A 12,289-nucleotide genomic window follows, 5' to 3' on the forward strand; every position below is an offset into this window, starting at 1 on the left:
GGGGATTTTGTGGATCCGAATACATTTCCCACCAAGGGAAACCTGATACTTGCGAAAAACTCTCTTGCTCTTTCAAAGCAAGGTTTTGATTTGATGGATAAGAAACGAAATATCTTAATCCGTGAACTGATGGATTTGATTGAGCAGGCAAAGGATATTCAGTCACAGATTGATGTTACCTTCCGTACTGCTTATGCTGCTCTGCAAAAGGCAAATATGGAAATCGGCATCAGTTATGTGCAGGAAATCTCCAGAACCGTACCTGTGGAAAACTCCATTTCCATAAAAACACGAAGCGTTATGGGTACGGAAATTCCTCTGGTGCGTTCTGAACCGTCTTCTGATGAGCCTACCTATTCCTACTATGGAACAAAAGCATCTCTTGATGAAGCTCACGCTGCTTTTGAAAAGGTAAAGGATTTAACTATCCGCTTGTCTATGGTGGAAAATTCTGCTTACCGACTGGCTGTTAATATCAAGAAAACACAGAAACGTGCCAATGCACTGAAAAACATCACAATCCCCAAATACGAGGCGCTTACAAAGAGCATCTCAAACGCATTGGAAGAAAAAGAGCGAGAAGAATTTACCCGCTTAAAGGTTATTAAAAGAATGCAGGGGAATTAAAACAGAGACCATTTTGACGAATTTATTTCCGTGAAAATGGTCTCTTTCTTTTTATTTCTTATTCCAATTCTTCTTTAATGGTATTATAAATCACCCAATTTGTGGCATCTATGCGAATTCTTTTATCACCTATCGGTGCATCATCAGCATTATCAGAGCAATACCCATATACCAGAGAAGCGTTTTCGGAAAATTCCTCCCACTTATCCTCAGAAAGACGTGTCATGGGAATTTCCCATAATTTCTCATATTCTTCTTCCTGTCCCTTTGGAATGACATCACTGACCTTTTTATCTGCCCACAAGGCTAAATGCTCATCTGCTTCATAATCATATCTTCGCATATCACTGTCTAATAACGTGCCAATCATATCAAAATCAGTCACATTATCCGTTGTTTTCCCAAAAGACTGTTCCATATTTTTCCGAACTTCATTCATATCTGTATCATCTGGATACATCACATCAATTCGGTGCAATTTCTGTGTTTTACCGCTGACTGTCATATCCATAAAGTTAAAACTGATGTGGTCCGTCTTTGCTCCAAATATTTCCCGTCCGTCTCGAAGCATAAATGCAGAGCCGTAAGTACCCTCCTGTATGTCGTCTAAATCATCTCGCTCTACCTGATATGCTTCCATAGTTTCTTCCATAGTCATTCCCCAAGGTGTATTTTCCAGTTCAAAATGCTCATTTTTTGCCTTGTTGCAGCTACATAAAAGCAATGCGACGGTTCCTGTTAAGAAAAATAAAGATACCTTTTTCATCATATCCCCTTCCTTACACTAAACATCTCAGATTTCAAATTTCTTACTACTTTTTTATCTAATCTATTGCTCATATATATACTACCACAATTATTATTTACATTTCAACCTGACGTATAATTTCTTTGTACAATATAATAATTAACAATAAAAGCTATCGCATAAAGCATCTGGCATATCTATACACTTTAATCAATAAATGTATAAATATTATCCAGATGCTTTCTACAACAGCTTCTTACATCGTAATCGTAAATTTACTTCCCACTCCCGGTGTACTTTCTACATCAACCTTAGCTCCCAAATACATGCAGCCATGTTTTACAATAGAAAGCCCCAGTCCTGTACCGCCGATTGCCTTTGAATGGCTCTTATCCACACGATAAAATCTTTCAAATACTCGAGACTGTTCTCCCTCAGGTATTCCAATTCCTGTGTCTTCCACTGAAATTTCTACTTTATTATTTTCTTCTTTCAATGTGACCGTCAAACTTCCACCCTGTTTATTATATTTTAACCCATTTTCACAGAGATTGAAGAGAACTTCATCTAAAATCATTCTTACTGTAGACACTTGAACATGAGATCCTTCCAGATAAAGTTTAACATCCTTTTCCTTTGCACTATGTTCTATACGGTGAAGAACCTCTTTAGAAAGCTGGTACAAATCCACCTGTTCTTTTTGATAAACAATTTCTCCTTCATCCAACTGAGAAATCTTAATTACATCATTTACCAGTGTAATTAATCTCTGTGCTTCTTTAAAAATACGACTGGCAAACACTTTTGTATCCTCAGGTTTTACAAATCCATCCTTAATAATTTCTGCAAAGCCTGAAATAGACGTAAGGGGTGTTTTCAATTCATGAGAAACATTTGCAGTAAACTCCCTGCGTAATTGCTCTCCTCGCATACGTTCTGTTACATCAAGAATAATAATAACTGCTCCTGTTACTTCCTTGCCCTGCCATACAGGATTAGCTGCAATCTGGCAGCTTCTTTCTGGGAATTCCATCATTCTAACTGTATGATGGCCTTCCAGCACCTGTTCTACAATACCCTGAAATTCTTCACTTCTATTTAGTGTTAAAATACTCTGTCTTCCCTGCCATTTAGAATCACCTAAAAGCTTCAGTGCACTGGAGTTATAAGATAATACTTCTGTATGCTTATCAATAACTAAAAATCCTTCTTCCATATTTTCTGTAATTAAAGAAAATTCTTCCTGTTGCTTTCTGGCATCTTCAATCTCACGATGAAGAGACTTTTGCTGTCTGCTAATTTTACTTAAGAGTGGTGTCAACTCATCATATACCTGATTATCCTCCGGATGTTCCAAATCAAGGGCATTGATAGGCTCTGTAATTTTCTTTGAAAGACGAAAAGCTAATAACGCTGACAAACCTACCATAAAAATCAAGATAATCAAAATAGGCTGTACCATTCCTCCTAAAAGCCCCGGAATATTATACTGAACACTGGATACTCTCAATACTTTTCCATCTGCCATTTTCATTGCATAATATAGCGTTTTTTCTGATAACGTATCTGATTTTCTTACTGCCGTACCAGATCCCGTTTTTAATGCTTTTTGAATTTCTGAGCGATTTTCATGATTATCCATATCATCTTCATCTGCTACACTGTCAAAAAGAACGGTTCCATCTTCATCAATATATGTGACACGTTCTGTCTGGGGAGGCAGTCTATCAAAAGCTTCCATTCCCTCTTTTTCCACTGCAATAGCCAAATAGGCTGCTTCTGTTTTTAGTTCTTTTGCCAGCTGCTTTCCAAAATAATGATATAAAATCCCCATAATCAATCCGGAGCCTGCAAAAAGGACAATCATGGAAACTAAAAGCATAGACTTGAAAATTCTTTTTGTCATTCTTCCCCTCCTACCTTATATCCTATACCTCGAACAGTCTCAATATATCGTCCGGCCTCTTTCAGTTTCTGACGAAGTGTTCTAATATGAACATCTACTGTTCTGCTTTCTCCATCAAACTGATATCCCCATATTTTATCCAAAAGCTGTGCCCTGGAAAACACAATCCCTGGATTTGATAAGAACAGCAATAAAAGCTCAAACTCCTTCATGGTAAGAGTAACTTCTTCTCCTTTTACCTTTACCAGATGACGCTTCTTTGAAACATATAATTCTCCCAAAACGTATTCTTCATCATCCTGAGGCTGTTCCTGACCACCCCTGCGAAGCAGTGCTTTCACTCTGGAAACCAACTCCATCATACGGAATGGTTTGGGAATATAATCATCTGCTCCGCCATCAAGACCTTTTACAACATCATATTCACTGCCCTTTGCCGTCAGCATGGCAATGGGAATATTTTTCGTTTCTTTCTTTTTACGAAGTTTCTGTAAAATTTCCAGTCCATCTTCCTCCGGCAGCATAATGTCCAAAAGCACTAAATCCGGAATTTTCTTTTCCATCGCATGCCAAAAATCAGAGGGATACGCAAATCCCTCTGCCACAAGCCCTTGACCATTTAAGGTATACACCAATAACTCTCTGATACTTTCATCATCTTCTACTAAATAAATCATCCTATTATCCTCTGTCTGCTTCATGCTTTCCTGTTATTGAGTACTCTACCCACTGGGCAATGTTTTCTGCGTGATCTCCAATTCTTTCCAAATACTTGGCAATCATAATTAAATCAATGTAATATTCTGCCTGCTGAGCATCCTTTTTCATCATATTTGGAAGCTCCTGTTTTACTTTTAAGAACAGATTGTCTACTACATCATCATATTCTACAACCTTTGCCGCAGCTTCCAAATCCTTCTTTACAAAAGAGTCAATGCTTTCTGTCACCATTTTAATTGCTGCTTCAGCCATTTCTCCAATATGAATTTTATGAGCCAGTTCCTTCACCTGAACAAAGCGGGACATATCCGCAATATCCTGCGCCTGATCCCCAATTCTTTCCATATCAGAAATCATTTTTAATGCAGAAGATATTTGTCTCAAGTCACCGGCTACGGGCTGCTGTTGAAGGAGAAGTTTCATACAAAGAGTTTCAATCTCTCTTTCTTTCTGATTGATTTCCTCCTCAATTCCATCTACAAGTTCCTTTTCTGCATCCTGAGTATCCTCAAGCTGATCCACTGCTCTTCTGATTGCTCTTTCACATAAAGCTCCCATTTTAATCAGCTCTACATTCAGCTCCTCAAGCTGCCGGTCGAATTTTGTACGCATCAGCCAAACCTCCCTGTGATATAAATTATTTATCTTTTTCTAATTTTTTACAACATTATTTTTTATTGCTGTGATATCATTATACGAAAATCATGTAAAATCGACTACCGTCAGATTGTTAAATCAAAGTAAAATTTATATAAAAATAACAGACGCCTCTCCTGCGTCTGTTAACTTTACATTCTTTACATTTTTATCTTGAAATCTTAACTGTTACCATAAAAATCCTATATCAAACATTATGAAAGTAATTTAACAATTCTTTTTGCTGCTTCTTTTGTATCTTCCGGAGAACTGAACGTTGAGAATCTAAAATATCCTTCTCCACAAGCTCCAAACCCCTCTCCTGGTGTTCCTACTACTTGAATTTCCTGTAACAGATAGTCAAAAAACTCCCAGCTTTTCATTCCTCTCGGACATTTCATCCAAATATAAGGGGCATTTTTCCCTCCACAGTACCAAATTCCAAGCTGATCCAAGGCCTGCATCAATACTTTTGCATTTTTCTTATAAATCTGTATATTTTCATGAATTTGTTTCTGACCTTCTTCTGAAAAAACTGCTGCTCCACCTTTCTGAATAATATAAGATACACCATTTGTTTTTGTTGTACGATTTCGCACCCACATCTCATTCATATTCATCCCATTACGCTTCAATGCTTTTGGTATAATGGTATAACCAAGTCTGGTTCCCGTGAAGCCGGCAGTTTTTGAAAAAGAGCAAATTTCTATGGCACATGTTTCTGCTCCATCCAGTTCAAAAATACTATGTGGAAGTATTTCATCCTCAATAAAGGCCTCATATGCCGCATCGAAAAGAATAATGGAACCTCTCTTATTTGCATAATTGACCCATGCCTGAAGTTGACTACGTGAAAAAACAGCTCCAGTAGGATTATTTGGTGAACAAATATAAATAATATCTGCTTCTGTTTTCTCATTTGGTTCAGGCAAAAATTCATTTTCCTCTCCTGAAACCAAATACATAATCTTTCTTCCTGCCATCACATTTGCGTCTACATACGCCGGATAAGCTGGCTCAATTACCAATACCTGATTAGAGCGATCAAATAAATCCAAAATATCTCCCAATTCATCACTTGCTCCGCTTGATACAAAAATTTCCTCCGCTGATAAAGAAATACCTCTTTTTGCATAATATTTTACAATCGCTTCTCTTAAAAATGGAGCACCACATTCTGGCATATATCCATGAAAACTACTTTTTGAAGCTTGATCATCCACAGCCTCATGCAATGCTTTAATCACTGCATCACACAATGGTAATGAAACATCTCCAATTCCCATTCTTAAAAGTTTTACTCCCGGATGGTTCTCTACATACGTTCTGGTTTTCTGGGCTATATTATAAAAAAGGTATGAGTCTTTCAATTCATTGTAATACATATTAGGTTTTACCATACTCTATTCCTCCATTATTTTTTTCTCTCCGATAATTTTCTTTCAAATCGGTCTTTGCGAAGATCTATTGGAATTCGTGTGGGATATCTTCCATTAAAACATGCTGCACAATAATCCTCACTTTCAATCAATTTTCCCAATTGAGAGATTTCCAGATATCCTAAAGAATTTACTCCAAGCATTCCAGCAATTTCTTCTGTACTGTGATGACAGGCAATCAGGTTTTCCTCAGAATCAATATCTGTCCCATAATAACAAGGATGCAAAAATGGAGGTGCGGAGATTCTCATATGTATTTCTCTTGCCCCTGCATCACGTAGTAATTTTACAATCTGTCTGCTTGTGGTTCCTCTTACAATAGAGTCATCAATAAGAACCACCCTTTTTCCATCTATTACATTCTTTACAGGAGATAGTTTTATTCGAACTTTATCCAATCGCTCATTTTGGCTCGGTGAAATGAATGTTCTGCCAATGTATTTGTTTTTGATCAATCCAATCCCATAAGGAATACCTGATTTATTTGCATAGCCAAGAGCAGCATCCAGACCGCTGTCCGGAACTCCAATTACAACATCTGCTTTTGCCGGATAGTTCTCTGCCAGCAACTGACCTGCGCGAATTCGTGAAGCGTGAACAGATACATTATCGATAACCGAATCCGGTCTGGCAAAATAAATATACTCAAAGATACATGTTTTTTTCTTCTGTTCTCCACAGTGTTCTTTTCTTGACACCATCCCTTTCTGATCAAAGACTAGTATTTCTCCCGGCAGTAAATCTCTGATAAATTCTGCACCTACGGCTGATAATGCACAACTTTCTGATGCAACAACATAAGAGCCATCTGACATCTGTCCATAACAAAGCGGTCTGAACCCGTAAGGGTCTCTTGCAGCAATCATCTTTGCAGACGATACCAAGACCAAAGAATACGCCCCTTCCAGTAAATTCATAGTATTGCTCACTGCATCTTCAATACTTGGCGTCATCAGCCTTTCTCTGGTAATAACATAAGCTATCGTTTCCGTGTCACTTGTCGTATGAAAAATTGCGCCTGACAATTCTAACTTATCACGCAATTCCAATGCATTACTTAGATTTCCATTATGCGCCACTGCCATTTTGCCTTTCTGATGGTTCACTTCAATGGGCTGACAGTTATTTCGCGTTGTTCCTCCTGTGGTTCCATATCGTACATGACCCACAGCCATGGTTCCTTCTGGTAAATGAGACAACGAATCTTTAGTAAATACTTCACTTACAAGTCCAAGATCCTTATGAGAAGTAAATACCCCCTCATCATTTACAACAATTCCACAGCTTTCCTGTCCTCTATGTTGCAGCGCATACAATCCATAATAAACGATTTCTGCCACATTCTTTTTTCTTGTATTTATTATTCCGAATACGCCACATTCCTCATGAATTCCCATAATTTTGCTCCTTTAATGCAGCCGAAATAAAGCCTCTAAATAGTGGATGAGCCTGATTTGGGCGGCTCTTGAATTCTGGATGAAACTGTACGCCAGTAAAAAACGGATGCTCCTGCAGTTCTATAGCTTCCACCAGACTGTTATCTGGAGAAGTCCCACTGATTACAAGTCCTGCATCTGTCAGCTTTTCGCGATATTTATTATTAAATTCATAACGATGGCGATGACGTTCATGTATGGTTTGTTTTCCATAGTATGATTCCAATTTTGTGCCTAACTTAATACTACATGGATAACTCCCCAAACGAAGAGTCCCTCCTTTTTCTACTTCTTCACTTTGTCCTGGCATAAAGTCAATTACTTTATGTTTGCATTGTTCGTCAAATTCTCCCGAATTAGCATCTTTAAGCCCCAACATATTTCTTGCAAATTCAATAACTGCAATCTGCATTCCAAGGCAAATGCCCAAATACGGAATTTGTTTTTCGCGGGCATATTTTGCCGCCAAAATCATACCCTCTATCCCACGATTTCCAAATCCTCCCGGAATAATAATCCCAGACAAATCTTTCAATATATTATTTACACTGTCTTTAGTAATATCCTCCGAGTCGATCCAATGGACTTTCACAAACGTATTCATTTCATACCCGGCATGATTCATTGCCTCTGCCACAGATAAATATGCATCATGAAGTTTTACATATTTTCCAACAAGTCCAATATGGACTGCCCCTGTACGGTTTCGAATACGTCTTACCATCTGTTCCCACTCTGCCAGTACCGGTTTCGGTGCATCAATATTAAGTTCCCTGCATACTACGTCTGAAAATCTGGATTTTTCCAACATCAGTGGCGCTTCATAAAGGTTAGACAAGGTTCTGTTTTCAACAACACAATCTGACTTTACATTGCAGAAAAGTGAAATTTTCTCGAAAATAGATGCCTCCAACGGTTTATCGGAACGCAACACAATAATATCTGGATTGATTCCCATACCTCTTAATTCCTTGACTGAATGTTGTGTTGGTTTAGACTTGTGTTCTTCAGAACCGCTCAAATAAGGAACTAACGTCACATGAATAAAAAGACTGTTTTCCTTTCCTATTTCTAAAGAAATCTGTCGCACTGCTTCCAGAAATGGCTGAGATTCAATATCTCCGATTGTTCCACCAATCTCCGTAATTACTACATCTGCATCCGTTTTTTCCCCTACGCGATACACAAATTCTTTAATTTCATTCGTAACATGAGGAATAACCTGAACTGTAGAACCAAGATATTCCCCTTTTCGTTCCTTATTTAATACATTCCAGTAAACTTTTCCTGTTGTAAGGTTAGAATATTGATTTAGATTTTCGTCAATAAATCTCTCATAATGTCCCAGATCCAAATCTGTTTCTGCTCCATCTTCGGTCACATATACTTCACCATGTTGATATGGACTCATTGTTCCAGGATCTACATTAATATAGGGATCCAGCTTCTGTGCAGCTACTTTCAAACCTCTTGCCTTTAAAAGTCTTCCAAGTGAAGCTGCTGTAATTCCCTTTCCCAGTCCTGATACTACCCCTCCTGTTACAAAAATATATTTCGTCACTGTCGCTCACTTCCTTCCTTTATTTTCTGTTTCATAAAATACAATTTCCCATCAAACAAAAAGGCAAAAGTGCCTTTAAGTTTCTTTTAACTTAAAGACGCCTTTGCCTTTACGCACGCTATTTTACCTCTTATGATTTCTCTTGTCAATCTATTTTATTGAAAATCTTTAGTTTTGTCACCATATTTCATTAAATCTGAAAGGGTAATATTGTCAAAATAATTGTTTACCATATGATGAAATTCTTTCCACATTGGAAATGTTTTACATATATTTGCGCGCTTACAAGTTTCCGCATTACATTCCAAACATGCTACAGGAACCAACTGTCCTTCAGTCAATCTTAAAATATCTCCAATCCGATAATCCTTTGGCTCTTTTGCAAGACAATATCCCCCGCCTTTTCCCTGTACACCTTCCACATAATGATTTTTAGAAAGTACAGGCATAATTCTTTCAATTATATCTATTATATTTTCTGTTCCGATAGAAAGTCGGATTGTATTAGATTTAATTTCCTGCTCTTCCAATTCTTCCGGTGAAAGCTGGCTATGTGTTGTAGTTGCCGGATGAATTACAAGACTTTTCACATCCGCTACATTTGCAAGCAATGAAAAAATTTGCAAGTGATCAATAAACCTATATGCTTCTTCCTTCCCTCCTTTGATATCGAATGTAAAAATAGATGCGCCTCCATTTGGAAAATATTTCTGATAAAGAAAATAATCCAGATGCGAAGGAAGGGACGGATGATTTACTTTTTCAACTTGCGAATGATTTTTTAAAAATTCTACCACTTTCTTAGTATTTTCTGCATGGCGTTCCAAGCGCAGTGACAATGTTTCAATTCCCTGTAATAGTAAAAATGCTTGCTCCTGTATCACGAAGGAGAATTGCCCTAATATATGTAACAAACGCTGCCGGTCCCGCAGCATTTACAAAAGAAACACCATGATAACTTGGATTCGGGGCAGCAATTGCCGGATACTTTCCGGAAACAGCCCAATCAAATTTTCCTGCGTCTACAATAATTCCTCCAAGAGGTAAGCCATGTTTATGAGCAATCCCAGCCAAGGCATCAATATCCGGAATATCACTGTTAGGATTACCAAGAGTTTCTATATAAATTGCCCTTGTATTTTCTTTAATAGCTGCTTCTACTTCATTAAGATCATGTATATTAACAAAGGAAGCCTTAATTCAAAATCCCGGAAGCGTATGTGCAGATTATAACTGCCTCCGTAAATTGTTTTCTGTGCAACAATATGTCCGCCATTTTGTCCCAGGGCCTGCAAGGTATAAGCAATTGCAGCTGCTCCTGAAGAAAGTGCCAGAGCAGCATACCTCCTTCCAAAGCAGCAACACGTTTTTCCAATACATCCTGTGTGGAGTTCGTTAAACGACCATAAATATAAGAAGTAGTTGCATAAATAGGCACTGCACGTGCATCTGTAACAGGGTCAGGAGTTTCCTGCCCCACATGAAGCTGAAGTGTTTCAAATCTGTATGTTGACATAGCATCCTCTTTTTACCTACTAATTTAATAGGTTTGTTTTTGCATTATATTTCCTTTCACCTACTATATCAATAGGTATTTCGAGATTTTCTTTTATTTCCCACTGTCACCATAATTGGCAAGGACTCTTGCGGAAGGATCTTTTACATTACATCCTTCCCATTCCGCATTCGGCATCCAGAAATCTACGACCATCTCAGATTGTCCCTTATAGTACTTTTCAAAAATTTCTCTGTACAATAAAGATTCTTTGGTAAATGGTATGGCATGTACATAATTTTCACATCTGCTTTCAAACTCTTCATCTGTATACTTATCTTCTGCATATTGCTTCAAATAATCAACTAAAGAATGTCCTACTGCATCTGAAAATGCAGCTTTTTCTCTCCAAAGAATTTCCTCCGGCAGATAATTATCTTTTTCAAATGCATGACGCAACAGATATTTTCCTTTTCCATAGATGTTAATCTTCATCTCTGGATTTATTGCCATTACATATTTTACAAAATCGAGATCTCCAAAAGGAACTCTTGCTTCCAATGAATTTACAGATATACAGCGGTCCGCACGAAGAACATCATACATATGAATTTCACGTATTCGTTTCTGAGATTCTCGTTGAAAAGCTTCTGCATTTGGTGCAAAATCTGTGTACTTATATCCAAATAATTCATCAGAAATCTCCCCTGTTAAAAGGACTCGGATATCCGTGTGTTCATGGATTGCTTTACACACCAAATACATTCCCATAGAGGCACGAATTGTTGTGATGTCGTATGTTCCCAATAAATAAATAACTGTTTCCAGTGAGGCAAGTACTTCCTGCGGTGTCATATACACTTCTGTATGATCACTACCGATGTAATCTGACACTTGCCTTGCATATTTTAAATCAATGGCATCTTCACTCATACCAATGGCAAAAGTTTTAATTGGTTCTTTGGTTTTTTTCGCCGCAATTGCACATACTAGAGAAGAGTCCAGTCCACCCGAAAGCAGAAATCCTACTTTAGCGTCTGATACAAGACGTTTTTCCACAGCAGTTATAAGCTTATCGTGAATTTTTCCACAAATTTTTTCCATACTGTCGTTGCAAACTTCGTCTACCTTTGTAATATCATGATAACAGATGAATTGGCCATCTTTATAATAGTGTCCTGGTGGAAAAGGCATAATCTTCTTTGCAATTCCTATCAGATTTTTGGGTTCACTGGCAAAAACAACAGCTCCTTCTTTGTCATAACCATAATATAATGGTCTAATTCCAATAGGATCTCTTGCAGCAATGAATTTTTCTGTTTTACCATCATAAATGATACAGGCAAACTCTGCATCCAGCATAGAAAACATATCTGTACCATATTCCTGATACAGCGGTAAAAGTATTTCACAATCTGAGTCACTTTCAAATGTATATTTATCTGACAATTCTTTCTTTAATTTCTCAAATCCATAAATCTCTCCATTACAGACTACATAATTTTTTCCATACTGAAACGGCTGCATACCAGACGGGGTCAACCCCATGATTGAAAGTCTGTGAAATCCGAGAATACCTTTTTCTGTCTTCACTACACGGCTGTCATCCGGACCTCTTGATTTTGTCTTTTCAAACCCTTTCATAAAATCATAAAAAGAAATGCTGCGGCTGCAATAACCCATAATAGAACACATCTGAATATACCTCCGTAATTTACTAA

Annotated in this window: 10 protein-coding genes and 1 pseudogene; 1 reads left to right on the forward strand and 10 read right to left on the reverse strand. The window is 37.6% G+C overall.

Going from position 1 to position 12,289, the window contains the following annotated elements; translation table 11 throughout:
• Positions 1-9: 9 nt before the first annotated feature.
• Positions 10-627 carry a V-type ATP synthase subunit D gene (locus tag CGC63_RS13840; protein WP_004220453.1) on the forward strand — a complete coding sequence of 206 codons (618 nt, stop codon included), beginning with the start codon at positions 10-12 and terminating at the stop codon, positions 625-627.
• Between the two features lie 58 nt (positions 628-685).
• Here the strand turns inward: CGC63_RS13840 and CGC63_RS13845 are convergent, their stop codons facing one another.
• The 10 genes and pseudogenes from CGC63_RS13845 to asnB form a co-directional block, all read right to left on the reverse strand.
• Complete coding sequence (locus CGC63_RS13845; protein WP_004220454.1) at positions 686-1,396, reverse strand: hypothetical protein; 711 nt, start codon at positions 1,394-1,396, stop codon at positions 686-688.
• 235 nt (positions 1,397-1,631) lie between these two features.
• Complete coding sequence (locus CGC63_RS13850) at positions 1,632-3,281, reverse strand: ATP-binding protein (protein WP_004220455.1); 1,650 nt, start codon at positions 3,279-3,281, stop codon at positions 1,632-1,634.
• Complete coding sequence (locus tag CGC63_RS13855; protein ID WP_009246647.1) at positions 3,278-3,958, reverse strand: response regulator transcription factor; 681 nt, start codon at positions 3,956-3,958, stop codon at positions 3,278-3,280. Before CGC63_RS13855 ends, CGC63_RS13850 begins: the two co-directional genes overlap by 4 nt.
• Positions 3,959-3,962: 4 nt before the next feature.
• Positions 3,963-4,613: a phosphate signaling complex protein PhoU gene (phoU, locus tag CGC63_RS13860; RefSeq protein ID WP_004220457.1), complete on the reverse strand. Its 651-nt coding sequence runs from the start codon at positions 4,611-4,613 to the stop codon at positions 3,963-3,965.
• Between the two features lie 239 nt (positions 4,614-4,852).
• The gene (locus CGC63_RS13865) at positions 4,853-6,037 is read right to left on the reverse strand and encodes an LL-diaminopimelate aminotransferase (RefSeq protein ID WP_004220458.1); all 1,185 of its coding nucleotides are present in this window, start codon (positions 6,035-6,037) and stop codon (positions 4,853-4,855) included.
• Between the two features lie 14 nt (positions 6,038-6,051).
• Complete coding sequence (gene purF, locus CGC63_RS13870; RefSeq protein ID WP_004220459.1) at positions 6,052-7,473, reverse strand: amidophosphoribosyltransferase; 1,422 nt, start codon at positions 7,471-7,473, stop codon at positions 6,052-6,054.
• Positions 7,460-9,073, reverse strand: a complete 1,614-nt coding sequence (locus CGC63_RS13875; protein WP_004220460.1) for a CTP synthase — start codon at positions 9,071-9,073, stop codon at positions 7,460-7,462. Before CGC63_RS13875 ends, purF begins: the two co-directional genes overlap by 14 nt.
• Positions 9,074-9,228: 155 nt before the next feature.
• Positions 9,229-9,522 carry an RrF2 family transcriptional regulator gene (locus CGC63_RS16020; RefSeq protein ID WP_326929165.1) on the reverse strand — a complete coding sequence of 98 codons (294 nt, stop codon included), beginning with the start codon at positions 9,520-9,522 and terminating at the stop codon, positions 9,229-9,231.
• Between the two features lie 9 nt (positions 9,523-9,531).
• A pseudogene (locus CGC63_RS16025) lies at positions 9,532-10,589 on the reverse strand (O-acetylhomoserine aminocarboxypropyltransferase/cysteine synthase family protein); the annotation flags it as partial.
• Between the two features lie 93 nt (positions 10,590-10,682).
• Positions 10,683-12,263, reverse strand: a complete 1,581-nt coding sequence (gene asnB, locus CGC63_RS13890; RefSeq protein ID WP_040351008.1) for an asparagine synthase B — start codon at positions 12,261-12,263, stop codon at positions 10,683-10,685.
• Between the last annotated feature and the right edge of the window lie 26 nt (positions 12,264-12,289).

The sequence above is a fragment of the Blautia hansenii DSM 20583 genome, from assembly GCF_002222595.2.
GTDB classification, from domain to species: Bacteria; Bacillota; Clostridia; order Lachnospirales; family Lachnospiraceae; genus Blautia; species Blautia hansenii.

What these genes read in the sequence shown, in the direction of transcription:
- CGC63_RS13845 (WP_004220454.1), bottom strand. Translation starts at nt 1,396, where the DNA reads ATGATGAAAAAGGTATCTTTATTTTTCTTAACAGGAACCGTCGCATTG.
- CGC63_RS13850 (WP_004220455.1), bottom strand. Translation starts at nt 3,281, where the DNA reads ATGACAAAAAGAATTTTCAAGTCTATGCTTTTAGTTTCCATGATTGTC.
- CGC63_RS13855 (WP_009246647.1), bottom strand. Translation starts at nt 3,958, where the DNA reads ATGATTTATTTAGTAGAAGATGATGAAAGTATCAGAGAGTTATTGGTG.
- phoU (WP_004220457.1), bottom strand. Translation starts at nt 4,613, where the DNA reads ATGCGTACAAAATTCGACCGGCAGCTTGAGGAGCTGAATGTAGAGCTG.
- CGC63_RS13865 (WP_004220458.1), bottom strand. Translation starts at nt 6,037, where the DNA reads ATGGTAAAACCTAATATGTATTACAATGAATTGAAAGACTCATACCTT.
- purF (WP_004220459.1), bottom strand. Translation starts at nt 7,473, where the DNA reads ATGGGAATTCATGAGGAATGTGGCGTATTCGGAATAATAAATACAAGA.
- CGC63_RS16020 (WP_326929165.1), bottom strand. Translation starts at nt 9,522, where the DNA reads ATGCCTGTACTTTCTAAAAATCATTATGTGGAAGGTGTACAGGGAAAA.
- asnB (WP_040351008.1), bottom strand. Translation starts at nt 12,263, where the DNA reads ATGTGTTCTATTATGGGTTATTGCAGCCGCAGCATTTCTTTTTATGAT.